The sequence below is a fragment of the Streptomyces sp. NPDC047315 genome (genome assembly GCF_040643215.1).
Classification (GTDB): domain Bacteria; phylum Actinomycetota; class Actinomycetes; order Streptomycetales; family Streptomycetaceae; genus Streptomyces.
Genome location: NZ_JBEYTZ010000031.1, coordinates 21,155 through 47,136 on the forward strand (window position 1 = coordinate 21,155; position 25,982 = coordinate 47,136).

General features: G+C 70.0%; 27 protein-coding genes and 1 pseudogene. 18 read left to right on the top strand and 10 right to left on the bottom strand.

Translation table 11 applies throughout. The features are described from left to right. Positions 1-150: 150 nt before the first annotated feature. The 4 genes from gltB to ABZ842_RS29855 all read left to right on the top strand — a co-directional run bounded on the left by gltB (position 151) and on the right by ABZ842_RS29855 (position 7,643). Positions 151-4,710, top strand: coding sequence for a glutamate synthase large subunit (gene gltB / locus ABZ842_RS29840; protein WP_361543493.1), 4,560 nt, complete (start codon positions 151-153; stop codon positions 4,708-4,710). Then, positions 4,703-6,232: a glutamate synthase subunit beta gene (locus ABZ842_RS29845; protein WP_361543496.1), complete on the top strand. Its 1,530-nt coding sequence runs from the start codon at positions 4,703-4,705 to the stop codon at positions 6,230-6,232. Before gltB ends, ABZ842_RS29845 begins: the two co-directional genes overlap by 8 nt. 162 nt (positions 6,233-6,394) lie before the next feature. Continuing rightward, the gene (locus ABZ842_RS29850; RefSeq protein WP_361543499.1) at positions 6,395-7,117 is read left to right on the top strand and encodes a VWA domain-containing protein; all 723 of its coding nucleotides are present in this window, start codon (positions 6,395-6,397) and stop codon (positions 7,115-7,117) included. A gap of 43 nt (positions 7,118-7,160) precedes the next feature. Continuing rightward, the gene (locus ABZ842_RS29855; RefSeq protein ID WP_361543502.1) at positions 7,161-7,643 is read left to right on the top strand and encodes a pyridoxamine 5'-phosphate oxidase family protein; all 483 of its coding nucleotides are present in this window, start codon (positions 7,161-7,163) and stop codon (positions 7,641-7,643) included. A 316-nt stretch (positions 7,644-7,959) separates the two neighbouring features. On the opposite strand, the gene ABZ842_RS29860 is transcribed toward ABZ842_RS29855, so the two are convergent. Further along, positions 7,960-8,922 (bottom strand): acyl-CoA dehydrogenase family protein, encoded by a 963-nt coding sequence (locus tag ABZ842_RS29860; protein ID WP_361543505.1) that lies wholly within the window; start codon positions 8,920-8,922, stop codon positions 7,960-7,962. Beyond that, complete coding sequence (locus ABZ842_RS29865; protein ID WP_361543704.1) at positions 8,922-10,064, bottom strand: acyl-CoA dehydrogenase family protein; 1,143 nt, start codon at positions 10,062-10,064, stop codon at positions 8,922-8,924. Before ABZ842_RS29865 ends, ABZ842_RS29860 begins: the two co-directional genes overlap by 1 nt. A gap of 50 nt (positions 10,065-10,114) precedes the next feature. On the opposite strand from ABZ842_RS29865, the gene ABZ842_RS29870 reads away from it, so the two are divergent. From ABZ842_RS29870 to ABZ842_RS29890, 5 genes are all read left to right on the top strand, one after another. Beyond that, positions 10,115-10,930, top strand: a complete 816-nt coding sequence (locus ABZ842_RS29870) for an SDR family oxidoreductase (RefSeq protein ID WP_361543508.1) — start codon at positions 10,115-10,117, stop codon at positions 10,928-10,930. Between the two features lie 124 nt (positions 10,931-11,054). Next, complete coding sequence (locus tag ABZ842_RS29875) at positions 11,055-11,666, top strand: TetR/AcrR family transcriptional regulator (RefSeq protein ID WP_361543511.1); 612 nt, start codon at positions 11,055-11,057, stop codon at positions 11,664-11,666. Positions 11,667-11,688: 22 nt separating this feature from the next. Next, positions 11,689-12,849: an acetyl-CoA C-acetyltransferase gene (locus ABZ842_RS29880; RefSeq protein WP_361543514.1), complete on the top strand. Its 1,161-nt coding sequence runs from the start codon at positions 11,689-11,691 to the stop codon at positions 12,847-12,849. Between the two features lie 305 nt (positions 12,850-13,154). After that, a complete protein-coding gene (locus ABZ842_RS29885) occupies positions 13,155-15,221 on the top strand; it encodes a hypothetical protein (RefSeq protein ID WP_361543517.1) in 2,067 nt (688 codons plus the stop codon). A 93-nt stretch (positions 15,222-15,314) separates the two neighbouring features. Beyond that, complete coding sequence (locus ABZ842_RS29890) at positions 15,315-15,941, top strand: DUF6461 domain-containing protein (RefSeq protein ID WP_361543520.1); 627 nt, start codon at positions 15,315-15,317, stop codon at positions 15,939-15,941. An 8-nt stretch (positions 15,942-15,949) separates the two neighbouring features. Here the strand turns inward: ABZ842_RS29890 and ABZ842_RS29895 are convergent, their stop codons facing one another. From ABZ842_RS29895 to ABZ842_RS29915, 5 genes and pseudogenes are all read right to left on the bottom strand, one after another. Further along, complete coding sequence (locus ABZ842_RS29895) at positions 15,950-16,930, bottom strand: thiopeptide-type bacteriocin biosynthesis protein (RefSeq protein WP_361543523.1); 981 nt, start codon at positions 16,928-16,930, stop codon at positions 15,950-15,952. 43 nt (positions 16,931-16,973) lie between these two features. Next, a complete protein-coding gene (locus ABZ842_RS29900; RefSeq protein WP_361543713.1) occupies positions 16,974-17,123 on the bottom strand; it encodes a hypothetical protein in 150 nt (49 codons plus the stop codon). A gap of 13 nt (positions 17,124-17,136) precedes the next feature. Beyond that, positions 17,137-17,517, bottom strand: a pseudogene (locus ABZ842_RS29905) (lantibiotic dehydratase); the annotation flags it as partial. Continuing rightward, the gene (locus tag ABZ842_RS29910; protein ID WP_361543526.1) at positions 17,478-18,227 is read right to left on the bottom strand and encodes a hypothetical protein; all 750 of its coding nucleotides are present in this window, start codon (positions 18,225-18,227) and stop codon (positions 17,478-17,480) included. The pseudogene ABZ842_RS29905 and the gene ABZ842_RS29910, both read right to left, overlap by 40 nt. Before the next feature lie 7 nt (positions 18,228-18,234). After that, complete coding sequence (locus ABZ842_RS29915; protein ID WP_361543529.1) at positions 18,235-18,417, bottom strand: hypothetical protein; 183 nt, start codon at positions 18,415-18,417, stop codon at positions 18,235-18,237. Between the two features lie 154 nt (positions 18,418-18,571). Between ABZ842_RS29915 and ABZ842_RS29920 the strand changes: the two genes are divergently transcribed. From ABZ842_RS29920 to ABZ842_RS29935, 4 genes are all read left to right on the top strand, one after another. Beyond that, positions 18,572-18,934, top strand: coding sequence for a DUF2089 domain-containing protein (locus tag ABZ842_RS29920; protein ID WP_361543532.1), 363 nt, complete (start codon positions 18,572-18,574; stop codon positions 18,932-18,934). Continuing rightward, entirely contained in the window at positions 18,934-19,200 is a 267-nt protein-coding gene (locus ABZ842_RS29925) for a hypothetical protein (RefSeq protein ID WP_361543535.1), read from the top strand. Before ABZ842_RS29920 ends, ABZ842_RS29925 begins: the two co-directional genes overlap by 1 nt. A gap of 19 nt (positions 19,201-19,219) precedes the next feature. After that, positions 19,220-19,663: a hypothetical protein gene (locus ABZ842_RS29930; RefSeq protein WP_361543538.1), complete on the top strand. Its 444-nt coding sequence runs from the start codon at positions 19,220-19,222 to the stop codon at positions 19,661-19,663. Between the two features lie 169 nt (positions 19,664-19,832). Continuing rightward, positions 19,833-20,282: a hypothetical protein gene (locus ABZ842_RS29935; RefSeq protein ID WP_361543541.1), complete on the top strand. Its 450-nt coding sequence runs from the start codon at positions 19,833-19,835 to the stop codon at positions 20,280-20,282. A 119-nt stretch (positions 20,283-20,401) separates the two neighbouring features. Here the strand turns inward: ABZ842_RS29935 and ABZ842_RS29940 are convergent, their stop codons facing one another. Continuing rightward, positions 20,402-20,962, bottom strand: coding sequence for a hypothetical protein (locus ABZ842_RS29940; RefSeq protein WP_361543544.1), 561 nt, complete (start codon positions 20,960-20,962; stop codon positions 20,402-20,404). Between the two features lie 277 nt (positions 20,963-21,239). Here ABZ842_RS29940 and ABZ842_RS29945 point away from each other — a divergent pair, with 277 nt between their 5' ends. The 3 genes from ABZ842_RS29945 to ABZ842_RS29955 all read left to right on the top strand — a co-directional run bounded on the left by ABZ842_RS29945 (position 21,240) and on the right by ABZ842_RS29955 (position 24,017). Beyond that, on the top strand, positions 21,240-21,692 hold the full coding sequence (locus tag ABZ842_RS29945; protein ID WP_361543547.1) for a hypothetical protein: 453 nt from the start codon (positions 21,240-21,242) through the stop codon (positions 21,690-21,692). Positions 21,693-21,874: 182 nt separating this feature from the next. Continuing rightward, a complete protein-coding gene (locus ABZ842_RS29950; protein WP_361543550.1) occupies positions 21,875-22,327 on the top strand; it encodes a hypothetical protein in 453 nt (150 codons plus the stop codon). Positions 22,328-22,628: 301 nt separating this feature from the next. Continuing rightward, on the top strand, positions 22,629-24,017 hold the full coding sequence (locus ABZ842_RS29955; protein WP_361543553.1) for an erythromycin esterase family protein: 1,389 nt from the start codon (positions 22,629-22,631) through the stop codon (positions 24,015-24,017). A gap of 186 nt (positions 24,018-24,203) precedes the next feature. On the opposite strand, the gene ABZ842_RS29960 is transcribed toward ABZ842_RS29955, so the two are convergent. Beyond that, positions 24,204-24,593, bottom strand: a complete 390-nt coding sequence (locus tag ABZ842_RS29960; protein ID WP_361543556.1) for a hypothetical protein — start codon at positions 24,591-24,593, stop codon at positions 24,204-24,206. A gap of 1 nt (position 24,594) precedes the next feature. Further along, entirely contained in the window at positions 24,595-24,822 is a 228-nt protein-coding gene (locus ABZ842_RS29965) for a hypothetical protein (RefSeq protein WP_361543559.1), read from the bottom strand. Between the two features lie 96 nt (positions 24,823-24,918). On the opposite strand from ABZ842_RS29965, the gene ABZ842_RS29970 reads away from it, so the two are divergent. Together ABZ842_RS29970 and ABZ842_RS29975 are read left to right on the top strand one after the other, a co-directional pair. Further along, complete coding sequence (locus tag ABZ842_RS29970) at positions 24,919-25,755, top strand: helix-turn-helix transcriptional regulator (protein ID WP_361543562.1); 837 nt, start codon at positions 24,919-24,921, stop codon at positions 25,753-25,755. Further along, positions 25,752-25,958: a DUF397 domain-containing protein gene (locus tag ABZ842_RS29975; protein ID WP_361543565.1), complete on the top strand. Its 207-nt coding sequence runs from the start codon at positions 25,752-25,754 to the stop codon at positions 25,956-25,958. Before ABZ842_RS29970 ends, ABZ842_RS29975 begins: the two co-directional genes overlap by 4 nt. Positions 25,959-25,982: the final 24 nt, after the last annotated feature.

Sequence of the window (25,982 nt, forward strand, 5' to 3'; positions counted from 1 at the left end):
CCCTCATCGGTCACCCCACCACATGTCCGCATGTTGGAATGAAGAATCCACTTTCTGGGAATCAGTCCATCATGTAACCTGCACAAAATTCGCAGAGGGCCAACGTCGTCCCTCGGCACAGCACATGCCACGACGACGACGGGAGAGCCGATGCGTTCCGACGCCTGGTCGCCCATGGACGGTCGCCCCGCCCCCCAGGGGATGTACGACCCCCGTAACGAACACGACGCCTGCGGCGTCGGGTTCGTGGCCACCCTGACCGGTGTTGCCAGCCACGAGCTGGTGGAACAGGCGCTGACGGTCCTGCGGAACCTGGAGCACCGCGGTGCGACCGGCTCCGAGCCCGACTCGGGAGACGGCGCCGGAATCCTGCTCCAGGTGCCGGACGCGTTCCTGCGCGAGGTCAGCGGCATCGAGCTGCCCGAGGCCGGCTCGTACGCCGTCGGCATCGCCTTCCTGCCCGTGGACGGCACCGAGGACGCCGTCTCGCGGATCGAGACGATCGCCGCGGACGAGGGCCTGACCGTCCTCGGCTGGCGCGCTGTCCCCACCACCCCGGACCTGCTCGGCAACGGCGCCCGCGCCACCATGCCCGTCTTCCGCCAGCTCTTCGTCAGCAACGGCGACAGCACCGGCCTGGAGCTGGACCGCAAGGCGTTCGTGCTGCGCAAGCGCGCCGAGCGCGAGGCCGGCGTGTACTTCCCGTCGCTCTCCGCGCGCACCATCGTCTACAAGGGCATGCTCACCACCGGGCAGCTGGAGCCGTTCTTCCCGGACCTCTCCGACCGCCGCTGCGCCACCGCCGTCGCCCTGGTGCACTCGCGGTTCTCCACGAACACCTTCCCGAGCTGGCCGCTGGCCCACCCGTACCGCTTCGTGGCGCACAACGGCGAGATCAACACCGTCAAGGGCAACCGCAACTGGATGCGGGCCCGCGAGTCGCAGCTCGCCACCGAGCTCTTCGGCAAGGGCGACCTGGAGCGGATCTTCCCCGTCTGCACTCCGGACGCCTCCGACTCCGCCTCCTTCGACGAGGTCCTGGAACTGCTCCACCTCGGCGGGCGCTCCCTGCCGCACGCGGTGCTGATGATGGTCCCCGAGGCGTGGGAGAACCACGACTCGATGGACCCGGCCCGCCGCGCCTTCTACCAGTACCACTCCACGATGATGGAGCCCTGGGACGGCCCCGCCTGCGTCACCTTCACCGACGGCGTCCAGGTCGGCGCGGTCCTGGACCGCAACGGTCTGCGGCCGGGCCGCTACTGGGTCACCGACGACGGCCTCGTGGTGCTCTCCTCCGAGGTCGGCGTCCTCGACATCGACCCCGCGAAGGTCGTCCGCAAGGGCCGCCTCCAGCCCGGCCGGATGTTCCTCGTGGACACCGCCGAGCACCGCATCATCGAGGACGACGAGATCAAGTCCACCCTCGCCGCCGAGCAGCCCTACGAGGAGTGGCTCCAGGCCGGCATCATCGGCCTGGGCGACCTGCCCGAGCGCGAGCACGTCGTCCACACCCACGCCTCCGTCACCCGCCGCCAGCAGACCTTCGGCTACACCGAGGAAGAGCTGCGCGTCCTGCTCGCCCCCATGGCGCGCGCCGGCATGGAGCCCATCGGCTCCATGGGCACGGACTCCCCGATCGCCGCCATCTCCGCCCGGCCCCGGCTGCTCTTCGACTACTTCACCCAACTGTTCGCGCAGGTCACGAACCCGCCGCTGGACGCCATCCGGGAAGAGCTGGTCACCTCCCTGCACTCCTCCCTCGGCCCGGGCGGCAACCTGCTCGCGCCGACGGCCGCGTCCTGTCGCAGCGTGACCCTGCCGTTCCCGGTGATCGACAACGACGAGCTGGCCAAGCTCATCCACATCAACGCCGACGGCGACATGCCCGGCATGAAGGCCGCGACCATCTCCGGCCTCTACCGCGTCGGCGGCGGCCACGTCGACCTCGCCGCCCGCCTCGACGCCGTCTGCGCCGAAGTGGACACCGCCATCGAGGACGGCGCCCGGCTGATCGTGCTCTCCGACCGCCATTCGGACGCCGAGCACGCCCCGATCCCCTCGCTGCTGCTGACCTCCGCGGTCCACCACCACCTCATCCGCACCAAGCAGCGCACCCACGTCGGGCTGCTGGTGGAGGCCGGTGACGTCCGCGAGGTGCACCACGTCGCGCTGCTCATCGGCTACGGCGCCGCCGCGGTCAACCCGTACCTGGCCATGGAGTCCGTGGAGGACCTGGTCCGCGCGGGCACGTTCATCGACGGCATCGAGCCCGAGCAGGCCATCCGCAACCTGATCTACGCCCTCGGCAAGGGCGTGCTGAAGGTGATGTCCAAGATGGGCATCTCCACCGTGGCCTCCTACCGCGGCGCCCAGGTCTTCGAGGCCATCGGGCTCGACGAGGGCTTCGTCGAGCAGTACTTCCACGGCACCGCCTCCAAGATCAGCGGCGCCGGCCTCGCGGTGATCGCCGACGAGGTCGCCGCCCGCCACGCCAAGGCGTACCCGGCCTCCGGCCTCGCCCCGGCGCACCGCGCGCTGGAGATCGGCGGCGAGTACCAGTGGCGCCGCGAGGGCGAGCCGCACCTGTTCGACCCCGAGACGGTCTTCCGCCTCCAGCACTCCACCCGCAGCGGTCGCTACGACGTCTTCAAGCAGTACACGCAGCGGGTGAACGAGCAGTCCGAGCGGCTGATGACGCTCCGCGGCCTGTTCGGCTTCGCCGCCGACCGCACGCCCGTCCCGCTGGACGAGGTCGAGCCGGTCTCCGAGATCGTCAAGCGCTTCTCCACCGGCGCCATGTCGTACGGCTCGATCTCCCGCGAGGCCCACGAGACGCTGGCGATCGCCATGAACCGGCTCGGCGGCAAGTCGAACACCGGCGAGGGCGGCGAGGACCCCGAGCGCCTCTACGACCCCACCCGGCGCTCCGCCATCAAGCAGGTCGCCTCCGGCCGCTTCGGCGTCACCAGCGAGTACCTGGTGAACGCGGACGACATCCAGATCAAGATGGCCCAGGGCGCCAAGCCAGGCGAGGGCGGCCAGCTGCCCGGCCCCAAGGTGTACCCCTGGGTCGCCAAGACCCGGCACTCCACCCCGGGCGTCGGCCTGATCTCGCCGCCGCCGCACCACGACATCTACTCGATCGAGGACCTCGCCCAGCTCATCCACGACCTGAAGAACGCCAACCCGCAGGCCCGCATCCACGTGAAGCTGGTCTCCGAGGTCGGCGTGGGCACGGTCGCCGCGGGCGTCTCCAAGGCGCACGCCGACGTCGTGCTGATCTCCGGCCACGACGGCGGCACCGGCGCCTCCCCGCTCACCAGCCTCAAGCACGCGGGCGGCCCCTGGGAGCTGGGCCTCGCCGAGACCCAGCAGACGCTGCTGCTCAACGGCCTGCGGGACCGGATCGTCGTGCAGACCGACGGCCAGCTCAAGACCGGCCGCGACGTGGTCATCGCCGCGCTGCTCGGCGCCGAGGAGTTCGGCTTCGCGACCGCGCCGCTGGTCGTCTCCGGCTGCGTCATGATGCGCGTCTGCCACCTGGACACCTGCCCCGTCGGCATCGCCACCCAGAACCCGGTGCTGCGCGAGCGGTACGCCGGCCAGGCCGAGCACGTCGTCACCTTCTTCGAGTACATCGCCGAAGAGGTCCGCGAACTCCTCGCCGAACTGGGCTTCCGCACCCTCCAGGAGGCCGTCGGCCACGCCGAACTGCTCGACACCGAGCGGGCCGTGACCCACTTCAAGGCCCAGGGCCTCGACCTGGCCCCGCTCTTCCACGTGCCCGAGCTGCCCGAAGGCGCGGTCCGCCACGCCCTGGTGTCCCAGGACCACGCCCTGGAGAAGGCGCTCGACAACCAGCTCATCAAGCTGGCCGCCGACGCGCTCTCCGCGGACTCCGCCGAAGCCGCCCAGCCGGTGCGCGCCCAGGTCGCCATCCGCAACATCAACCGCACCGTCGGCACCATGCTCGGCCACGAGGTCACCCGCCGCTTCGGCGGCGCGGGCCTGCCGGACGACACGATCGACATCACCTTCACCGGCTCCGCGGGCCAGTCCTTCGGCGCCTTCGTGCCGCGCGGCGTCACCCTGCGACTGGAGGGCGACTCCAACGACTACGTCGGCAAGGGCCTGTCCGGCGGCCGGATCGTGGTCCGCCCCGACCGCGGCGCCGACCACCTCGCCGAGTACTCCACCATCGCGGGCAACACCATCGCGTACGGAGCCACCGGCGGCGAGATCTTCCTGCGGGGCCGCACCGGCGAGCGCTTCTGCGTCCGCAACTCCGGCGCGACCGTCGTCTCCGAGGGCGTCGGCGACCACGGCTGCGAGTACATGACCGGCGGCCACGCCGTCGTGCTCGGCGAGACCGGACGCAACTTCGCGGCCGGCATGTCCGGCGGCGTCGCGTACGTCATCGACCTCGACCGGGACAACGTCAACGCCGGCAACCTCGCCGCCGTCGAGGCCCCGAGCGAGGCCGACCAGCAGTGGCTGCACGACGTGGTGCGCCGCCACCAGGAGGAGACGGGTTCCACCGTCGCCGAGAAGCTGCTCGCCGACTGGCCGGCGAGCGCCGCCCGGTTCAGCAAGATCATCCCGACCACGTACAAGGCAGTGCTCGCCGCCAAGGACGCCGCTGAGCTCGCCGGTCTCTCCGAGCAGGAGACCACCGAGAAGATGATGGAGGCGGCGACCAATGGCTGACCCCAAGGGCTTCCTGACCACCGGACGCGAGGTCGCCGAGACCCGCCCCGTCGCCGAGCGCGTCAAGGACTGGAACGAGGTCTACGTACCCGGCTCCCTGCTGCCGATCATCAGCAAGCAGGCCGGCCGCTGCATGGACTGCGGCATCCCGTTCTGCCACAACGGCTGCCCGCTCGGGAACCTGATCCCCGAGTGGAACGACTACGCCTACCGCGAGGACTGGAGCGCCGCCTCCGAGCGGCTGCACGCCACCAACAACTTCCCGGAGTTCACCGGGCGGCTGTGCCCCGCGCCCTGCGAGGCGGCCTGCGTGCTGGGCATCAGCCAGCCCGCGGTCACCATCAAGAACGTCGAGGTCTCCATCATCGACAAGGCGTGGGACTCCGGGGACGTCACTCCGCAGCCTCCGGAGCGGCTGTCCGGCAAGACGGTGGCCGTCATCGGCTCCGGACCGGCCGGGCTCGCCGCGGCCCAGCAGCTCACCCGCGCCGGCCACACCGTCGCCGTCTTCGAGCGCGCCGACCGCATCGGCGGGCTGCTGCGGTACGGCATCCCCGAGTTCAAGATGGAGAAGGTGCACATCAACCGGCGCATCGAGCAGATGCGTGCGGAGGGCACCAAGTTCCGCACCGAGGTGGAGATCGGCCGCGACATCGACGCCGCCGCGCTGCGCCGCCGGTACGACGCGGTCGTCATCGCGGCCGGCGCCACCGTCTCCCGCGACCTGCCCGTGCCCGGGCGCGAGCTGGCCGGCATCCACTACGCGATGGAGTACCTGCCGCTCGCCAACAAGGTCCAGGAGGGCGACTTCGTCGCCCCGCCGATCACCGCCGAGGGCAAGCACGTCGTGGTCATCGGCGGCGGCGACACCGGCGCGGACTGCGTGGGCACCGCGCACCGCCAGGGCGCGGCGTCCGTCACCCAGCTGGAGATCATGCCCCGGCCGGGCGAGGAGCGCAGCACGGGCCAGCCGTGGCCCACGTTCCCCATGCTGTACAAGGTCACCTCGGCGCACGAGGAGACCACCGAGCTGGCGCGCATGAGGAGCGACGGTGCGTCGGAGCAGGGACCCTCCTGCCCGCCGGGGGGCAAGGAGGGACGGGTGTACTCCGTCTCCACCACCCACTTCGAGGGCGACGAGGACGGCAACGTGCAGGCCCTGCACCTCGTCGAGGTCGAGTTCGTCGACGGCAAGTTCACCCCGAAGCCGGGCACCGAGCGCCGCATCCCGGCGCAGCTCGTCACCCTGGCGATGGGCTTCACCGGCATCGACCAGTCCAACGGCCTGGTCGAGCAGTTCGGCCTGGAGCTGGACGGGCGCGGCAACGTCGCGCGCGACGCCGACTTCGCCACGAACGTGGACGGGGTGTTCGTCGCGGGCGACGCGGGCCGAGGTCAGTCGCTGATCGTGTGGGCGATCGCCGAGGGGCGTTCGGCCGCGCGCGGCGTCGACCGCTTCCTGACGGGCGCGAGCGACCTGCCCGCGCCGATCCGCCCGACGGACCGTGCGCTCACGGTCTGAGCAAGCGGCACCGGTCGTCCCGTACGACACAGACGTCCCGTACAACGGCGTACGGAACTGAACGCGGCGCTCGCCCTGTCCCCGACCGGACAAGGGGCGGGCGCCGCGGTGTGTATCCCCGTTCCTGCCGGTGATATCGCACAGATGGCGTAATCTCGCGACATGATCGACCTCCGCAAGGTCCAGGAGAAGGCACCCGCCCTCGTCAGTCTCTACAAGGAGGCCGGCCGCTCGGTGCGCAAGCACGGCATGGAGGGCCAGCGGGTCGCGGTCTACCTGGTGTTGGACTACTCGGGCTCGATGAAGGACTACTACCGGGACGGCAGCGTGCAGGCGCTCGCCGACCGGGTCCTGAGCCTGTCGGCGAACGTCGACGACGACGGCCGGGTCCCCACGGTCTTCTTCTCCACCGACGTGGACGCCGTCACCGAGATCGCGCTGGACAACCACCACGGCAGGGTCGCCGAGATCGTCGCCGGCCTCGGCCACATGGGCAAGACCAGCTACCACCTGGCCATGGACGCGGTGATCGACCACTACGTCGACCAGCAGGACGCCGGCGCGAGGGACCCCGCGCTGGTGGTCTTCCAGACCGACGGCGGCCCGATCAACAAGCTCGCGGCCGAGCGCTATCTGTGCAAGTCCTCCAAGCTGCCGCTGTTCTGGCAGTTCGTCGGCTTCGGCAACACCAGCAGCAAGCAGTTCGACTTCCTGCGCAAGCTCGACGACCTCCCGGTCCCCACCAAGCGCGCCGTGGACAACGCCGGCTTCTTCCACGCGGGCGAGGAGCCCTCGAAGGTCTCGGACAAGGAGCTGTACGACCGGTTGCTGGGGGAGTTCCCGAGGTGGCTGGCGGCGGCGCGGGCGCGGGGCATCGTCCGTTAATCCCAGACAGCAGGTGTCCGGATTCTCTGCTGAGGTGGTGCCCATGAGCACCGACACCTCCTGGGCGGACTTCCACGCCGCCGAGCCCGATTTCGCGGACACCGTCCAAGCCCGCTTCCAACAGCACCTGCACCACGTCCTCGCCACGCTCCGCAAGGACGGCTCGCCCCGGGTGAGCGGGCTGGAGGTCAACTTCCGCGACGGCGAGCTGTACCTGGGCATGATGTACGACTCCTGGAAGGCGAAGGACCTCCTGCGCGACCCGCGCTTCGCACTCCACGCGAACCCGGGCGAGGGCGCCGCTGCCTCCCAACTCGGCGACGTCCGCGTGTCGGGCCGCGCGACCCCGGTGACCGCCGACTCCGAAGAGTTCGCCCGCTTCGTGGAGGGCGTCCGCCCGCCGGAGCCGTTCCACCTCTTCCGCGCGGACGTCACGGAGGCGGTCCGCACGTCGGTGGAGGACAACGAACTGGTGGTCCGATCGTGGCACCCGGGCGCCCCCCTGCGCACGGTCCGCCGTAAGTAGCCTCCCGCAGGGCCAGCCACACCCCCTCGCAGCCCCAGACCGCGCAGTCCCCCGCGTCGCCGTGCCCTGTGGGTGTGGGGGACCCCGGAACCCCCTGACCGCGCGGGGCTGTACCACCCGCCGTAGCCCTGCGGGCTGGGGGTGAGGGTTTTAGGGGCGCGGGGAACTGCGCGAACAGCCCACCACCGGGCCGCGGGTGGCAACGCGTCCGTACCGTCACGGCGGGGATGTCCAGGTGGCACAGGGGGCGGAACTGCGCGAGCAACCACAGGCGGGTCGCAGCCGACAGCGCAGGCCCGCCCCCGTGGCGGATGGCTCAGCCGCTCGTCCGCACCAGCTCGCGGCACGCGCTCGGCGTGCCCCACGCACCCCGCAAGGGGCGGGCCTTGCGGAGCCAGAGCGCGAGGTCCAGCTCGTCCGTGTAGCCCACCGCACCGTGGAGTTGGAGCGCCGCCCCCGCCGCCGCGTAAACCGCCTCCCCCGTCGCCACCTTCGCCGCCGCCACATCCCGCCCGTCCAGCGTGACCGCAGCTCCGTACACCAGCGGACGCGCGAACTCCAGGCCCACCAGCGTGTCCGCGATGCGGTGCTTCACCGCCTGGAAGGAGCCGACCGGGACGCCGAACTGGACCCGTTGCGTCACGTACGCGACCGTACGGTCCAGCAGGGCCAGGCCCACGCCGAGGGACTGCGCCGCCGTCAACAGGCGGGCGAGCAGCGCCGCGTCGGTCGGGTCCACGCCCGTCGCCAGCACCTCGCCGCCCTCCGCCGGCTCCGCCAGCCGCCGCACCGGGTCCGACGAGACCCGGACGGGACCGGTGTGCCCGGGCGCGAGCCGCAGCGTGCCGGCCGACTCCGCCAGCACCAGGTCCGCCGCGTCCGCGTCCAGTGCGAAGCGGCCGGCTCCGGACAGCGCCAGCGTCGCCACGGTCCCGCCGCGTACCAGCCCGGGAATCAGCCGCCCCGCGCCCGCCCCGCCCGCCCCGCCCAACAAGACCGCAGCCGCCGCGGTCTCCACCACCGGGCCCGGCACCGCGTGCCGGCCCAACTCCACGAAGCCAACGGCCAATTCCACCGGCAGTAGCCCGACGCCCCCGTACGCCTCGTCCGCCGCGAGCGCGAAGAGTCCCGCCTCCGCGAGCCGCGCCCACAGCGCGCGCCCCGGCGCGAGGTCGCCCGCGGCCCACGCGCGCGCCGCGGCAGGCGCGTCGGCCGCGGCGAGCATCGCGTCCAGCGACGCGGCGAAGGCGCGTTGTTCGTCCGTCAGCAAGAAGCGCATCAGCGGCGGCCCTTCGGGAGGCCGAGCAGCCGCTCGGCGATGATGTCGCGCTGGATCTCGTTCGTCCCGGCGTAAATGGGGCCGGCGAGGGCGAAGAGATGGCCCTCCGCCCACGCCGTGTCCGCGCACTCGCCCTCCTCGCCCAGCAGGTCGAGCGCGGTCTCGTGGAGCGCGATGTCGTACTCGGACCAGAAGACCTTGTTGAGGCTGGACTCCGCGCCGAGCTGCTCGCCCGCCGCGGACCGGGACGCCGCGGCCCAGGTGAAGAGTTGATACGCGCGCGCCCCGATCACCGCGTCCGCGACCCGGTCGCCGAGCGCCCCGCCAGGCGCTCCCGCCGTGCGCCATTGCGCCACGAGCCGGTCGGCGGCGGCGAGGAAGCGGCCGGGGGAGCGGAGCGTGAGCCCGCGCTCGTTGCCGGTCGTGGACATCGCGATGCGCCAGCCCTGCCCGGGCTCGCCGATGACGTCGTCGTCGGGGACGAAGACGTCGTCCAGGAAGAGTTCCGCGAAGGCCGGCTTGCCGTCGAGCCGGCCGATGGGGCGCACGGTCACGCCCGGCGCCGCGAGGTCGAACATCAGATACGTCAGCCCCCGGTGCGGCCGGTCCACCTTCTCGTCGGTGCGGAAGATCCCGAACGCCCGGTCCGCGAAGGCCGCCCGGGACGACCACGTCTTCTGCCCCCGCAACAGCCAGCCCCCCTCCGTGCGCACCGCGCGCGACCGCAGCGCCGCGAGGTCGGACCCCGCCTCCGGCTCGGACCACGCCTGCGCCCAGACCACCTCGCCGCTCGCCATCGACGGCAGCACCCGCGCGCGCTGCTCGGCCGTGCCGTGGTCGAAGAGGGTGGGCGCCAGCAGGCTGATGCCGTTCTGCGAGACGCGGCCGGGCGCGCCCGCCGCCCAGTACTCCTCCTCGAAGAGGAGCCAGCGCACGAGGTCGGCGCCCCGGCCGCCGTACGCGACCGGCCACGACACCGCCGACCAGCGGTCCGCCGCCAACTCTGCCTCCCACTTGCGGTGTTCGGCGAACCCTTCGCCCGTCTCCAGGGACGGGAGGGGTTCACGGGGCACGTGCGCGGCGAGCCAGTCACGGGCTTCGCGGCGGAACGCCTCCTCCTCGACGCCGAGTTGCAGGTCCACGACGACACCCACCCTTCCCTAACAAGTGTTTGGTAGGTTAACGTGCCCACGTGGCGAACAACAGGGAGCGGACCGCACCGGGAGCACCGGCCCCCGCCTACGTACCGGGCCACGGCCTGCTCACCGGCCGCACCGCCGTGATCACCGCGGCGGCCGGCGCCGGCATCGGCGGCGCGACCGCCCGCCGCTTCCTGGAGGAGGGCGCCCGGGTCGTCATCAGCGACGCCCACGAACGCCGCCTCGCCGAGTCGCGGGCCGCGCTCGCCGACGAGTTCGGTACGGACGCGGTCGCCGCCCAGCCCTGCGACGTCACCGACGAGGCCCAGGTCGGCGCCCTCTTCGCGCGCACCGTCGAGGAGCACGGCGGGCTGGACGTCGTCGTCAACAACGCCGGCCTCGGCGGCACGGCCACCGTCGTCGACATGACCGACGACCAGTGGAGCCGCGTCCTGGACGTCACCCTGAACGGCACCTTCCGCTGCACCCGCGCCGCCCTGCGGGCCTTCCGCACGACCGGCCGCGGCGGTGTGATCGTCAACAACGCGTCCGTCGTCGGCTGGCGCGCCCAGGCCGGCCAGGCGCACTACGCGGCGGCGAAGGCGGGCGTCATGGCGCTGACCCGCTGCTCCGCGATCGAGGCGGCGGAGTACGGCGTACGGATCAACGCCGTCGCCCCCAGCCTCGCGATGCACCCGCACCTGGCGAAGGTGACCTCGGCCGAGCTGCTGGCGGAGCTGACCGAGCGGGAGGCGTTCGGCCGGTACGCGCAGCCGTGGGAGGTCGCGAACACCATCGTCTTCCTGGCCAGCGACTACGCGTCCTACCTGACGGGCGAGGTCGTCTCGGTCAGCAGCCAACGCGCATGAGCCGGCCCCGTTTCGCCATGCGACAAGCCCACCACCGACCGGTGGAGACCAACGCACCGCAGGGCAACGGCGCCCCCGTCCAGTTGCGCAAGCGGGCGCAAGAAGGCGCACGGACAATGGAGTCGTGCCGAAGACGAAGAAGACCCAGGTGACGGCCTCGCCCGAGCGCCGTCGCGAACTGCTCCGCCTCGCCGCCGAGGTGTTCGCGGCCCAGGGCTACAACGCGACCACCGTCCGCCGCATCGCGGACGAGGCCGGCATGCTCGCCGGCAGCCTCTACTACCACTTCGACTCCAAGGAGTCGATGTTGGACGAGATCCTCTCCACCTTCCTGGACGAGCTCTGGCAGGGGTACGACGCGGTGCTCGGCGCCGACCTCGGCCCACGCGAGACCATCGAGGCGCTGGTCACCGAGTCCTTCCGGGAGATCGACCGGCACCGGGCCGCGGTCGCGATCTATCAGAAGGAGTCCCGCGCGCTCGCCGCGCAGCCCCGTTTCCACTACCTCACGGACTCGCAGCGGAAGTTCGAGCAGGCGTGGCTGGGGACGCTGGAGCGCGGCGTCGCCGACGGCGTCTTCCGCGCCGACCTCGACGTCCGGCTGGCTTACCGCTTCGTGCGCGACACGGTGTGGGTCGCCGCGTCCTGGTACCGCCCGGGCGGACAGCACAGCCCCGAGGAGATCGCCCGCCAGTACCTGTCGATGGTCCTGGACGGCATCGCCGTACGCACATAGACATGAGCAGGAGGAGAGCGAGATGGCCGAAGCATACGTCGTCGAAGCGGTCCGCACCCCGGTCGGCAGGCGCCGGGGCGGACTGGCCCGGGTCCACCCCGCCGACCTGGGCGCCCACGTACTGACCGCGCTCGTCCAACGCTCCGGCATCGACCCGGCCGCGGTCGACGACGTCGTCTTCGGCTGCCTGGACGCGGTCGGCCCGCAGGCCGGTGACATCGCCCGCACGGCGTGGCTGGCCGCGGGGCTGCCGCAGGAGGTGCCGGGCGTGACCGTGGACCGCCAGTGCGGATCGTCCCAGCAGGCCGTCCACTTCGCCGCGCAGGCCGTGCTCTCCGGCACCCAGGACCTGGTGGTCGCGGGCGGCACCCAGAACATGTCGATGATCCCCATCGCGTACGCCTCCCGCCAGGCGGCCGACCCGCTCGGACTGACCGAGGGCCCCTTCGCCGGCAGCGAGGGCTGGCGCGCACGCTACGGCGACCAGCCGGTGAACCAGTTCCACGGCGCCGAGTTGATCGCCGCGCAGTGGGGCATCACCCGCCGCGACCAGGAGGAGTACGCCCTGCGCTCCCACGAGCGCGCCGTCCGCGCCCTCGACGAGGGCCGCTTCGACCGCGAGACCGTCCCGTACGGCGACGTCGTACGCGACGAGGGCCCGCGCCGCGACACCTCCCTGGAGAAGATGGCGGCCCTGGACCCGGTCGTGCCCGGCGGCACCATCACCGCCGCCTGCTCCTCCCAGGTCTCCGACGGCGCCGCGGCACTGCTGCTCGCCGGCGAGGCCGCGGTCCGCGAGCACGGCCTGACCCCGCGGGCCCGCATCCACCACCTCTCCGTCCGCGGCGAGGACCCCATCCGGATGCTCTCCGCCCCGATACCGGCCACCGCCCGCGCGCTGAAGAAGACCGGACTCACCCTCGACGACATCGACCTCGTCGAGATCAACGAGGCGTTCGCCCCGGTCGTCCTCGCCTGGCTCAAGGAGACGGGCGCCAACCCGGCGAAGGTCAACGTCAACGGCGGCGCGATCGCGCTCGGCCACCCGCTGGGCGCGACCGGCGCACGCCTGATGACGACCCTGCTGTACGAGTTGGAGCGCACGGGGGGCCGGCTCGGGCTCCAGGTGATGTGCGAGGGCGGGGGACAGGCGAACGTGACGATCATCGAACGGCTGGCCTGACGGACACGCCACCCCCCGCCGTGCGCGAAGGGCGTGCGCGCGCCACGTCCGGCCTTTTCGACGGCCGCACGGAATCTCCATCGGTGGCACGGAACCCTTGCGAAGTGATAGGGCCGTCGCAGTCAGACCGTGATGCTTGCTGTGTCCAGATCGCGCTGATGCATGACTCGATTGATTGAATTCGTTGTCGTGATAGTCGTTCAGGCGTAGGAATGCCTGCGGCGACATCGAACTCGTGTCGCAATCGGCAACCGATCGGCTAACCGTCGCCCGTGGGTGCGGGCGGCGTGAGAGGACCGACTGGCATGTTTGCGAAGAAGAAGACGAAGGTGAAGGCGAAGCGCAAACACCCGTTATCCATGACCATCGGCGTGGCGCTGCTGACCTTGGTTCCGCTCGCCGTGACGACGGGTGCCTTCGCTGAGGAGACCAAGCCGGCTTCCGCGACGAAACGATTCCTCCCCAATGTGGATCCGGCTGGTCCCCCGGCCGAAAGGCCGGCGGCCGGGCCTGAGAAGCCCGTCCTGGCCGCGGCGAGCCGCCCGGTGTCCGGCCGCAATCCGCAGGCCGGCCCGACGTTCACCCAGTCCGGCGGGGTGTGGAACGTCAACCGTTCCACCGCCGTACTCCGCAACACCGTGACCGACGCCGACGGCGATCGGGCCAACCTGAGCTTCGAGGTCTGGACCGTCGACGCCAACGGCAACCCGAAGACCCAGGTGAAGCTCACCGACGCCAATCCGTACGGCGTGCTGGTCTCGGCGTTCGTCGCGTCCGGGCGGACCGCGGAGGTCTCCGTGCCCTACGAGAGGCTGAAGCCGAACACGACGTACGTGTTCCGCACGTCCGCCTACGACGGCGCCCTGTACGAGACGTCCTGGTCTCCGTGGGCGAAGTTCAAGATCCGTGACCACGCCGTGGACATCACCCTGCCGGCGCCGAACAAGAACGCAGAGAACCCCGACTTCGACAACGCGTGGCAGCCGGTCCCCGGTTGGCCGAACGTCACCACCAGGCCGCGGGCCACGGCTGACGCCCGCCACTGCGAGCCGACCAGGAGCGGTGATCGACTCTGCATCACGTCCGCCCCGGTGGCCGATGCCGACATCGCGCGGGCGCAACAGGCTCGGGCCCGTCTCAAAGAGGCGCGAGCGGCGGCTCCTCCGCTGAACGCCAACTGTGAGGCCGGTGCACCGCAGGGGAAGTACGAGTCGATCTTCACCCGCGATGCGGCGTGCATGTACAACGTGCTGTCCGTGGAAGTGACCAACCAGCAGCAGACGGAGTCCAAGGGCTACCAGGAATTCCTGATGTCCTACCACATGAAGACGGACCTGCTGGGCACCCAGATGAGCCTGTGGGCACGCATCACACCGTTGCCGATGCCGGCCGGGAAACTCCCGTTCCCCGCTCAGCCGGGTGCCATCAAGCTGACGATCACGCCGATGTGCAGCGCCGGATGCAAGGACAAGCCGGCGTACAGCTGGGACGGCAACCTCATGTGGGGCGGGTCCTACGACATCGACGGCCACGAGGAAACCGCTACCTCGACGGTCCAGTGGGACGGCAAGGTGCCGAATGCGAGTGGAGTCAAGGACAGCGACCTGTCGCAGGCCATGGCCTTCGCCCCGTTCGCGACCTTCTCCACCAGCGTTCCCGAGACCTTCCCCACCGACAACAGCCACGGCTTCATTGGGAGTCCGGTCTACACCCGCTGCGACGCGGTGTACTCTCCGTCCGGCTGCGTCCTCCGCGACTACATGCCGGGCTACGTCTTCAACACAGCGAAGACGCCGGCGGCTGCCGCACACGCCTGGCTGATCAACACCAAGATCCGCAGGGGTGCTCCGCTGAACTACCTCCCGGACCGCAGGGGCTCCACCGGGACGCACGGCGAACGCAACCGCTACAACCGCGACCCGGACGCCAACCGCAAGGTGATCTGCCCCGACGGCTGGGCCGCCAGGGACGGCAATCCGAGGACGACGCCAGTCACCGACATCAGTGCTTCGGACCGGGCGAGTTGCGACGAGTTCGCCTTCGCCTCCACGTACAACAGCGGCGGCATGCCGGCGGCGGCCGAGGGCACCAATCCGGTCAGTTCCGGTGACGCGTGCGTGCAGACCTTCGCCACCAAGCTGTCCAACGGCACGTGGAAGCTGTACGACGAGGATCGCCAGGCGGCTCCCACCTGGCGGGAGGTCTGTGGTCGCTCGGCGATGTCCGGGTGGATCAACTCCACCTCCATGAGCCGCTTCTCGTCCTTCTCCAAGAAGCTGCGTCTGCTCGATCAGGATCTGTACTTTGTCAGGACGCCGGGCTTCGAGAGTTGTGACGCGAGCAAGCCGACCGTGAAGTGCGACGTCCGGTGACGCTCTAGCAGAAACCGGCCCGTCGGCCTGCTGACGGGAGAGCGGTGGGGGCGGTGCGGAGCGCCGCCCCCACCGCTTGCGAAGGAGGGCAAGTTGAACGACGGAATCGGGTGGCTGGCGCGTGCGGACATCACGTGGCTGGGCTACTGCGTCACGCTCGCCAAAGGCATGGAGCCGGTGGAGCTGGTGCGGCGCCTCGCGGGGGGCGGGGTGTCAGAGGAGATCGGTGACCGGGGGGCCGAGGAGCTGACCGGCCTCCTGGCCCGGCGCGACCGGGATCGCGGTCGGGACGACGGGGTGGCCGTGCGCTACGGGGACTCGGACGGCCTGTCGTTCGCGGTGGCGTACGGACAGTGGCCCGGGGTCGTGGGGCCCGGTTACGCCGACGGACTGGCCGTTCGGGACGGTCGGGACGAACACGTCTTCCAGCTCTACTGCGAGACGCAGAACCCGAAGTTGCCGCCACCGGAGTTCGCCTACTTCCACGACGGCGTCTACGCGTGCGGCTTCCAGATGTACATGCACACCTGGTCGAGCGAGATCACCGGGCCGTGTCCGGAGCTGGTCAGCGACGCGGTACGGGCCGCTGGCATCCCGCAGGAGGAGGACAGGGACGCGGCCCACGCCAAGTCCCTCGCGGTCGTGGAGGAGGCGTTCGGGCTGAGCCTGCCGCGGCAGCAGGTGCTGCACGGGGAGCTTCCCACCGCGTTGATCGCGTAGCGAACGGGTCAAGTTCTCTTCGTCCCGTTGGGGAGTTCCCGGGCCCAGGGCTCCCGGTCCTGGAGGGTGAGGATCTGGCGTACGCCGAAGAGTTGGGACGGCGGCATGTCCAGGAAGGCGGTGCGGGCCTCGCGCCAGACCGTGGCGCCTCGGGGCGGGTTCCCGGCTGCGTGGTGGGCGGCGAGGGCGCGGCGCAGCGGGGCGAGGGCGGCTTCGGCCTCGCCGGTTCGGATCAGCATCGTCCCGATGTTGGTCTCGATGATGCCGACCGCCCGCAGGTCGATCGGGCCGAGCAGCGGACCGTGGAGGTGAAGGTCCGCCCGCAGTAGGGTCGTCAGTTCGTTCGCGAGGCGTGCGAGCCGTTTTGGGGTGGCGTCCGGCGGGAGTGGGCGTTCGTCGGCGGCGCGCTGCCAGACGTCACCCTGTTCGTACCATTCGAGTCCCGCGCCGCGGAGGAGGGCCGTGCACAGGAGGACGGACAGCTCCCGACGGCCGAGCCCGAGCCCGCGCGGGTTCCCGGCGACGTCCTTGGCACCGTTGATCAGGGCGGCCCGGCTGTCGGCGTGGAAGAGGTCGTGCGCGGTGTCCATCGCGTCGGAGCCGCCGAAAGCAGCGGTTTCGGGTTCGTGGACTCCGGTCCGCCAGCGTCGGAGGTGAGCGTGCGCCGTGAGGGCGTCGAGGGCGGCACTCACCGAGGCACGCAAGGCGGTGTCCCGGGTGTGCAGACGGATGCGCCAGCAGGGGTGCTTGCGGATGAACCACCAGGGGCGAGAGGTGGCTTCGAGGACGGGCAACAGATGGGTGGCGGCGACTTGTTCGGCCGCGGTCCAGTCGGGGAACTCGACCGTTGCCTGCCACCAAGGTGCGGTGGAGCGCTCTTCGACGGCCCTGGCTCCGGCGGCGCAGAAGGAGTCGACGGCGCTCTCCAGAGCGTCGGTGGTGATGCCGGCACGGACGGCCGCTTCGAGCGGGGGCGTTCCTGCCAGCACGGCCAGGACTGCTGCGACGGTCGGTCCGACAGCGCTCAGTCGATCAGAGGCATGCGTCCCATTCCGAGGTCGGGGTCTCGTCGCGGGTGGCACGCCAGGCGGTCTGGTGGGTACCGGCCCAGCCGTGGCAGATGCCGGCGTCGGCGAGTCGGGCGAGCTGGGTGGTGTCGGACCTCGCCGAGCCACCCGGCATCGACTCGGGCGACCCTCCGGTGTGTGTCGGCCTCCGGCCAATCGGCCCGGGGCGGATCACCGACGCGTACCGGCGCGATGCCGGCGAAGAGGCCGAAGGGTGTGGCCCGGTGCTGCCAGCGCAGCCGGTACAGAGCGACGGACAGCACCGCCCGTCGGACCCTCCGGGCCTCTTGCACCTGCCCGTTCACGATGCGCTGAACCTGCTCGCCCAGGCCCGGGCTGGTCGCACTCACCGTGGTGCGAAGCCGCTCCCGTGACCAGCACTCCACGAGCCACTCACGGCCGTTGGCCGCTTCGTCAGGGGCGGCCGGGTCGGGGCCGTCCGGTAAGTCCAGACCGACGGGAACCGTCGTCACCCGGACCAGAGCGGCGCCCTGCCAAACGAACTCCACAGCGCCTCCCCATCCAGCCCCGTCGAGCCTGGTGCATCTGGTGTGGCGGGTGTGCCGGGGAAGCGCCCTGGCACACCCGGGAGCAGCGGTTCATCCAGGTCGGGTAACGGCGACCAGGACAGGGCGACCCGGCTGTGCGCCTTGTCGATGACCCGTCCACCGGAGCTCTCGGGGATCTCGTCGTCGGGCGTGCCGGCCGGGTAGACGGTGATGCGGGGGCCGGGCCCCTCGCGGTGGTTCCGGTTCCAGTCCCGCAGGTGTCCCGCCACCTCCTCGACGAAGCCGACGGCCTCCGGACCCAAGGCGTGGACCCCGTACTCGAACGTCCCCTCGTCGGCCGGCCGAGGCGTGACGTAGGCGAAGCTGCGACCGTCCTCGGAGACGGCCGCGAGGGAGAACCGCTTGTTGTAGGGCGCGACCAGCCCGGTGTCCAGGGCGGGGGCGACGGACATGGTGCAGAATCCCGGCAACGCGGTGGCCAGGTAGAGCTGGAGGGTGTCCAGCGGAACGCCGCGCCGGACCATGACGCCGGTCCACCGTTCCACCCGACGGGTGCGGATGACGTTGTCCAGCAGGCGGGGATCGCTCGACAGGCCGTCGTCGAATCGCAGGGTGATCTCGTCGGTGCCGGTGAGCTGCAACACCTGCGAGGCGTGGGCGCCGGAGCCTTGCATCGGCACGAAGCCGCAGGCGCGCGCGGACGTGCTCACCAGACGGTCACCTGGGCTGGAAGGCGACGGAGCGCATCAGGCCCCGCATGCGCAGCGGAACGATCAAGCGCCCGGTTTCCGTGAGCTGAGCCGTCCAGGCGGGTGGTACGTCCCAGGAGCCCGCCGTGACGAGGACCCTGTCGTACGGGGCGCCCTCAGGCACGCCGCCCTCGGCATCCGCCGTCACCACGTGGACCCGTCATGCGTACCCGTTGGCTTCACTCACTTGAAGTAGACCTTCAGAAAATTAAGGCCTGCTCGTTGCAGACTTAAAAAACTCAAGGTACAAATGAAGGGCAGGTGCGGCGCTGAGGGTGTGCCGTCGAAGGGCTAGGGGGTCGTGGGTGGAGTGGCAGGAGCTGACCGATCTGACGCAGGGGCGGTCGTTCGTGGTCGAGCGGGTGCGGCTCGTGGAGAGCGGTGTCGCGGTCGAGGGGCAGTTCGAGCCGCCGCAGTTGGCTCAGCTCGATGTCGATGACCAGGTGTTCGTCGCCGCGTTCGTGCGGGCGCACGGGTCCATCAAGGAGATGGAGCGGATCTTCGGGGTGAGCTACCCCACGGTGAAGTCCCGGCTGAACCGGATCGCGCAGCGCCTCGACTTCGTCGACACCGACCCGGCGCCCAGCGGCGCGGACACCTTGGACCGCCTTCAGCGCGGGGAGATCGACGTCCAGGAGGCGCTGGCCGAGTTGGAGGGGCGGCGGTGATGCCGCAGTTGGTGACGGCGCGCTATCGCCGGGCTGACGGCCGTGTGCGACGGCTGTACGTCCCGGTCGTCCCGGTCCTGCTGGTGCTGGCGCCGCTGCTGCTGCTCGCCGTGGTGGGCGGGCTGATCGCCTGCCGCGTCTTCGGCATCGGCCTGCGGGGTGCGCCGGGGGCGCTGCTCGGCGTCGGGCGGGTGCTGTGGGCGCTGTCCGGGGCCCGGTTCGAGATGGTGCAGGGCCGAACGGCCGTGCAAATCAAGGTCAGTTGAGACGGAGGGGGAGTACGACATGAGTACGGTAGTGAACGAGGAGCGTCGCCAGATCCTGGAGATGCTGGCCGACGGGAAGATCACCGCGGACGAGGCGGGGCAGTTGATCGACGCGCTGGGGCGGCAGCGGGAGGAGGCGCCGCCCGGGGTCGCGTCCGGGCCGAAGGACCGCCGCCCCAAGTACCTGCGCGTGGTGGTGCACTCGGACGATCCGGGCGGCGACGGACCCAGCCGGATCAACGTCCGCATTCCGCTGCAACTGCTGCGCGCCGGGGTCCGGCTCGCGAGCCTCATTCCGCCCCAGGCGCTCACCAAGGTCAATGAGCAACTGCACCGGAACGGGGTCCCGATCGACCTCGCCGAACTCAAGCCGCAGCACCTTGAGGAACTCGTCGAGCACCTCGACGACATCCATGTGAACGTCGACGACCCCGACTCCACCGTCCAGGTCTTCTGCGAGTGACGTCGAAACCTGCGCGAAACCTCCGGAGCTGCGTGATTTCTTTGCGCGGCTCCGTGATTCTCTGAGTAGGTGACCACGGCAAGTGATCGCGCGGTGATGCATTGATCGATTGCCTCCTCTTGGTGAACTCTGTGTTGCGGGAAACACCCCGGCCAAGGGAGGAAACCTCATGCAGATCCTCAAGAAGAAGCTCACCGGTGTCATCGGAATGACGGCTGCGGCTGTCGCGGCCGGCGTTCTGACGATGCCGGGCCAGGCGCATGCGGCTGAGGCTGCGTTCTGGTCTGTCGACTGCGACAAGGTGGCTGCTCCGGGTGACCCCGGGGCCCACAACCTGAGTGCCCGCATCTGGCGGACGGCCGAGCCTGGAAAGTCTGCCCTGGCGCATTTCCAGGGCGGTCCCGAGACGCTGTCGCTCAGCAATCGGGCCGGGGCCATGATGCATTTTACTCTGCAATGGACTAATGCGGCTGGTAACCGTATCGAAAGGGCTTGGGAACTGCACCTGGGGTCCGGTGAAACCCGCAATGAGGACTTCAACATCCCCGAGGGGCGCACCGTTTACGTGTCCGTCGGAACGCCGGGTGGGAGCACCGCCTACTGCAACGGCAAGTCGTAACGGGATTTGATTTCCGGGCAGGTGGTCACCTGCACCGGCTAGAGTGTGAATGCAGGGCCTCCGGGAGTGACCGGAGGCCCTGCATTTTGCATGGCCCGGACCGTCCCGCGGCCCGTCCCTCAGCCCCGGCGGGCGGCCCGCCGTCCCAGCAGGCGGGCTTGTTCGCGCTTCAGGCCGGCGAATCCCTGCCGTGCGTACGCGGCGAGTTCCTCGCTGGGGAACGGCACCAGTGAGAGGTGCTGGCCGTAGTCGCCCTGCGCCCACCGGGCCGTCGTTATCTCGTAACCCGAGACGTGGGCGCACAGCTGGAGCAGGATCGGTGGCATCTCCGGCTCCTCCAGGAGGTCCGCATGCCTGATGACGAGATCGCGCATGGCCTGGATGTTCGGGAGGAAGACGGTCGTGACCCACAGCCTCCACTCGGCGAGTTCGTCGTCCGTGGGCGGTGGTGTCCCGTGCGCGAAGGGCGATCTGCCGTCAGGGCGGGCGTTGCGTTCTTTGAACGCCTGAAAGCTGCGGCTGTTGGCCTCCGTGAGGGCGAACAGGGGCCCGTAGAAGTCGCTGAGCTGGCGGTTCAGGCGCGCCAGACGTTCTTGGCGCTGTGCCAGGCGAAGGCCGTTGAGGTAGGTGGCGACGAAGCCGACGAGCGCAAGTCCGATGGTGACGACCAGAGCGATCATGAAGGGCGATGCTACTGAGCGGTGCGCGCCTTGGTGCCGGCCGCGAGCTTTCCCTCGGCGAGACTCCGGCGTGCCGGGCACGCCGACATCCTGCGCGAAGGCATCGACGGCCGGGCCGGGGTTGCCGCGTGAGACACCCTCTTAATTATTCGCTAACAATTTGATGGGCGCGCGCCCATTTAATGCGATCGCGCGGTGATGCCTTGATCGGAGACCTCCTCTGGGGAACTCTGTGCCGCGGTAGGAGTCCCTGATGTGCGAGAGGGGGGAGTCGGTCATGCGGCTTCTGTGGGGGAAGAACCACACCGGTGTCGTCGGCCTGATGGCGGCGGCTGTTGCGGCCGGCGTCCTGGCGACGCAGGGGCAGGTGCACGCGGCGGAGGCTGCCGGCTGGACGGCGCAGTGCGCGAAGACGCCTGTGGTGGGAGCGCCGGGCGTCTATGACCAGCGAGCATCGGTCTGGAAGACGGACGATCCCAGCAAGCTCGCCGAGTCGATCTTCAAGCCTGCGGAAGACAGGTATTCGGTGCGCAACGAGTCGGGAACCACGATGCGGTACACCATCCAGTGGACGAACGCGAGCGGTACCGCCATCGAGCGGACTTCGTCGTACAGCGTGATGTCCGGCCTGGCCAGGCACATGCTGCTCGATATTCCTGAAGGTCGCACCGTCTACACGTCCATCTCCGCCGGCGACGGCACCGTCGCCCGCTGCTCGGGCAAGTCGTAAGGGTCTCGCTCGTCAGGTGAAGCCAGGGCCGGCAGGTCCTGGCTTTTCTTTGTGTGCAAATTGATGGGCGGGCGCCCATTAAATGTTGAATCACGCGGTGATCGCTTGATCGATGGCATCCGTTGAGCAATTCTCTATTGCTGTAGGGAGCACGTGGTCGGAGAGAGAGGAAGGGATCGGTCATGCAGATTCTCAGGAGGAAGAACCTCACCGGAGTCGTCGGCCTGATGGCGGCGGCCCTCGCGGCCGGCGTTCTGACGATGCCTGGCCAGGCGCACGCGGCGGAGGCCGCCTACTGGACCGTGGACTGTGACAAGACGCCCGCGACCGGCGACCCGGGCGCCCACGACCTGATCGCCATGATCTACAAGACGGGCGACCCGAACAAGGGCGCCATTTCGTCCTTTAAGGCCGCTGGCGAGACGCTGACCATCAGGAACTGGTCCGGTGCCATGATGCGCTTCACTTTGAAGTGGGCGACCGCGGACGGCAGCCGGATCGAAAAGGCGTGGGAGCGGCACCTTGGAACCGGTGGTTCCGTGACGGAGACCTTCAACATTCCTGAGGGGCGCAAGGTTTACACGTCCGTCGGAACGCCGGGTGGGAGCACCGCCTACTGCAACGGGATCTCGTAAAGCGGCTCCCTTTCCGGCCCGTTGATTGAGCGGGCCGAAGGTGCGTGAAGCCAGGGCCTCACGGCCGCCCGGAGCGCGACTCGCTTCGGATGGGACCGGGAGGCCCTGCCTTCGTTTGGCTTCCGCTGGCTTCCGCTGGCTTCCGCTGGCTTCCGCGCGTGGGTGCAATACCACCCGCCGACCAGACCTCAAGGGGGATATTTCCCCCGGGATAAATGGGAGGCTGCTCCCGTGTGCCGCCGGCTCTTCACCGTGAGGATGGGTTCAGGCCGTCGGGGGCAGACAAAAGGAGTTCAGTAGCATGACCAAGCACCACCACCAGCGCATCGGCCGCAGGGCGCTGCTCGCCACGACGGCGGGTGTCATGGGAGCGGCCCTCGTCGCCGGGGCGGCGTACGCGGCCCCGGTCGGGGACGGGGCGACGCCGCGGGCCGCCGCCCGGGAGCAGGCCCAGGACCCCGTGGTCCGCGCGCTGGACCGGATCGCCCACCCGCTGCGCTCCACCGAACCCGGTGGGAAGAACGCCGACCTTCGGGCGTTCGGCGCGATGATCGGCAGTGCCAAGGTCGTCGGCGTGGGCGAGGCCACCCACGGCTCCCACGAGTTCTTCACCATGAAGGAACGGCTCTTCCGCTACCTCGTCCAGGAGAAGGGATTCCGCGCCTTCTCCCTGGAGTTCAGTTGGCCCGCCGGACTGCGGATCAACGACTACCTCCAGACCGGCAAGGGCGACGCCCGGCAGGTCGTCAAGGAGACCCTCGCCGGTACGCCCTGGGACCGCGAAGAGTTCGTCCACCTCATCGAGTGGATGCGCGACCACAACAGCCGCAACCCCACCCGCACCGTCCACTTCGTCGGCAACGACCTCGGCGGCCCCGCCATCACCGACGACTTCTTCGCCCGGATCACCGACTACGTCCGACAGCACCACCCGACGCTGGAACCCCGTATCAACGACCTCTACACGGGGCTGCGCCCCCTCGACGACGTCTTCGCCTACCTCAACAAGCCGCTCGCCGAGCGCCAGCGCTTCGCCGACCGGGCCCAGACCGCCCTCGACCTGATCAGCGCGGCCGGTGGCAAGGACCGGAACGCCCACGCGTGGGCGGTGCAGAACGCCCGCTCCGTCGCCGACACCACCAGGTTCCTGACCGCTGACCCCAGCGACCCCGCGAAGATGCCCGACTTCCAGCGCATCCGCGACAAGGCCATGGCCGACAACGTCCTGTGGTGGCAGAAGCGCACCGGCCACAAGATGCTGATCTCCGCCCACAACGACCACCTCGGCCTCATCGCCGGCACCGCCTCGATGTACCCCAAGACCCAGGGGTCCCTCCTGCGCGACGCGCTGGGCCGGAACTACCTGCCCGTCGGCATGACCTTCGACCGGGGCTCCTTCCTCGCCCAGAAGACCGGCGTCGGCGGCGACTGGAAGAAGTTCACCGTCGGCGCTGCCGCCCCCGGCACCAACGAGCACACCCTCGACCGGGTCCGCCACGACGACTACTACGCCGACATGCGCGCCGCCGCGCCCAGCGCACGCCGCTGGCTGGACACCGCGCGTCCCACCCGCACCATCGGCACGGGCTTCGACGCCAACTACCCCCTGTACGACCTGGCTCTCGGCCGCTCCTTCGACGTCCTGATCCACCTCCACGACGTGCGGGAGGCCGACCCGCGCAAGCCGTAACCGGGTCGGTTCGGATCGGATCGGTTCGGATCGGTTCAGAGGGCGCCCGTCCGGCCCTGACCCTTGCCCAGGTGGGCCGGACGGGCGGCTGGTGGCCCGCCCCCGGAGGCCGGGACCGGGGACCTCGGGGGCGGGCCGGCCCGTCGGCCGGGGCGTAGGCCGGCGGGCGTTCTTGGGGGTGGGGGGTTACGGGTCCGGGGATACGAGGCCGGGTGCGTCGATGTCGTACGAGCAGCGGCCCGGGTGGTCCCGGTACAGGAAGCACACGTCGTCCCGGCCCGAAGGCGCGCCGTTCGTCTCGGCGCAGTCGGGGAGCGCGGTGATCTGTTCCGGGGGGTGGTCGTCCGTCCAGTGGGTCCACAGGTTCTCGCCGTGCGGGGCCGGTAGTAGACGGACGAGCGCGGCGTGCGGGGTGTCCTGGTGCGCTTCGAGTTCGCACGTCAGGCGCGTCTGGATCGCCATGAGCGTTTCGGGCGCGTGGCCTTCGGCGTCCCGGGCGTCGAGCACGAGTTCCGGAGGCAGTACGGCGGGAGCGCGGCAGGCGCGGGGCGGGTCGGGGATGTGGGGGGATCCCATGTCAGCTCCGCTGACTGCTGTTGGCGTTGCGCTCGCTCAGGGCCGGCGCGATCCGGTCGCTGTTGGTCGCCCGACGGGTGAGGTCGCGCAGGGCGTCCCACTCGATGCCGCCGCGGGGCGGGCGGAGGGCGTAGTAGTTCCTGAACACCTCCATGACCACCCCGAGTTCCTGGGTCTCGGTGTCGTACGCGAGTTCGCCAACTCTGAGTTCACCAAGGTCGCCGCACATGAATGCTCCTCTCTGTAGCCAAACCGCTACCGGGCGCAGTCAGATTGGCCTAGTGTTGGTACTGCCTCAACGGGACAGGGCGAGGAGAGCACGTTGGTGAACCGCAAGGAGTTGAATCCGGAAGCATCGGCCCAGGCGGCGTACGGAGCGCGATTACGCAGTCTGCGCGACGCCCGCGGATGGACGCAGGACGAACTCGCGTCCCTGATGGACTACTCGGGGCGGCACATTTCGGCCGTCGAAACCGGCCGTAGAACGCCAACGCGCCAATTCTCGCTGAGTGCGGACCATGTCTTCGAACTCGAAGGTGCGGCCGACACATTCGAACGCGCGTGGCGGGAAATCCGACACGGTGCGCTGCTGCAAGGCTTCCCGGAGTTCATCGGCCACGAGGGTCGCGCTGTGGAGCTCCGGCTGTACGAAATCGGGATCGTCCCTGGGCTGCTGCAAACACCTGAGTACGCAACGGTGCTTGCGAACAGTGCAGTTCAACGCGGTGCCATCTCGGAGACCCAAGCGGAAGAACGAGTGTCGATGCTGATGCAGCGGCAGTCGGCGCTGACGCGTGACCGTCCGCCCATGATGTTCGTGGTCATGGACGAGAGCTGCATCCAGAGATGGGTCGGTGGTCACGACGTCATGAGCGGACAGCTCGACCGACTGCTGGAGTTCGCAGCGCGCCCGAACACCGTGCTTCAGGTCGTCCCGTTCGCCATAGGGGAGCGCAGGCCCTTCAACCTGCCGGTGACTCTGTTGACGCTGTCAGACCTGTCCATGGTCGCCTACGCGGAGTCACAGACCCTCGGTCATCTGGACCGCGAAACCACCGCTGTCCTTCCGTTGTTGACGGCATACCATCAGCTACAGGCCGAAGCGCTCCCGCAATCGGCATCCGTCGACATGATCCATGAGGTACGGAAGGGCACCCCGTGACGACCACAACCGAACCACTGCACTGGTTCAAGTCTTCGTACAGCGACAACGGCGGTCAGTGCATCGAATGGGCCCCCGCGTACGCGTCCGCGCACGGCGTAGTTCCGGTTCGGGACAGCAAGCAGTCCGAAGGGCCGGTCCTGATGGTGTCCGCTGGCGCGTTCGCCAGCCTCGTCTCGCTCGCGCGAGGCGCCGCGCTATAGCCCGTAGCTCCACAGCCACACCCT

What these genes read in the sequence shown, in the direction of transcription:
- gltB (WP_361543493.1), top strand. Translation starts at nt 151, where the DNA reads ATGCGTTCCGACGCCTGGTCGCCCATGGACGGTCGCCCCGCCCCCCAG.
- ABZ842_RS29880 (WP_361543514.1), top strand. Translation starts at nt 11,689, where the DNA reads ATGGCCGAAGCATACGTCGTCGAAGCGGTCCGCACCCCGGTCGGCAGG.
- ABZ842_RS29965 (WP_361543559.1), bottom strand. Translation starts at nt 24,822, where the DNA reads ATGTGCGGCGACCTTGGTGAACTCAGAGTTGGCGAACTCGCGTACGAC.
- ABZ842_RS29925 (WP_361543535.1), top strand. Translation starts at nt 18,934, where the DNA reads ATGCCGCAGTTGGTGACGGCGCGCTATCGCCGGGCTGACGGCCGTGTG.
- ABZ842_RS29935 (WP_361543541.1), top strand. Translation starts at nt 19,833, where the DNA reads ATGCAGATCCTCAAGAAGAAGCTCACCGGTGTCATCGGAATGACGGCT.
- ABZ842_RS29960 (WP_361543556.1), bottom strand. Translation starts at nt 24,593, where the DNA reads ATGGGATCCCCCCACATCCCCGACCCGCCCCGCGCCTGCCGCGCTCCC.
- ABZ842_RS29845 (WP_361543496.1), top strand. Translation starts at nt 4,703, where the DNA reads ATGGCTGACCCCAAGGGCTTCCTGACCACCGGACGCGAGGTCGCCGAG.
- ABZ842_RS29900 (WP_361543713.1), bottom strand. Translation starts at nt 17,123, where the DNA reads ATGCCGGGTGGCTCGGCGAGGTCCGACACCACCCAGCTCGCCCGACTC.
- ABZ842_RS29950 (WP_361543550.1), top strand. Translation starts at nt 21,875, where the DNA reads ATGCAGATTCTCAGGAGGAAGAACCTCACCGGAGTCGTCGGCCTGATG.
- ABZ842_RS29860 (WP_361543505.1), bottom strand. Translation starts at nt 8,922, where the DNA reads ATGCGCTTCTTGCTGACGGACGAACAACGCGCCTTCGCCGCGTCGCTG.
- ABZ842_RS29930 (WP_361543538.1), top strand. Translation starts at nt 19,220, where the DNA reads ATGAGTACGGTAGTGAACGAGGAGCGTCGCCAGATCCTGGAGATGCTG.
- ABZ842_RS29850 (WP_361543499.1), top strand. Translation starts at nt 6,395, where the DNA reads ATGATCGACCTCCGCAAGGTCCAGGAGAAGGCACCCGCCCTCGTCAGT.
- ABZ842_RS29940 (WP_361543544.1), bottom strand. Translation starts at nt 20,962, where the DNA reads ATGATCGCTCTGGTCGTCACCATCGGACTTGCGCTCGTCGGCTTCGTC.
- ABZ842_RS29945 (WP_361543547.1), top strand. Translation starts at nt 21,240, where the DNA reads ATGCGGCTTCTGTGGGGGAAGAACCACACCGGTGTCGTCGGCCTGATG.
- ABZ842_RS29855 (WP_361543502.1), top strand. Translation starts at nt 7,161, where the DNA reads ATGAGCACCGACACCTCCTGGGCGGACTTCCACGCCGCCGAGCCCGAT.
- ABZ842_RS29885 (WP_361543517.1), top strand. Translation starts at nt 13,155, where the DNA reads ATGTTTGCGAAGAAGAAGACGAAGGTGAAGGCGAAGCGCAAACACCCG.
- ABZ842_RS29955 (WP_361543553.1), top strand. Translation starts at nt 22,629, where the DNA reads ATGACCAAGCACCACCACCAGCGCATCGGCCGCAGGGCGCTGCTCGCC.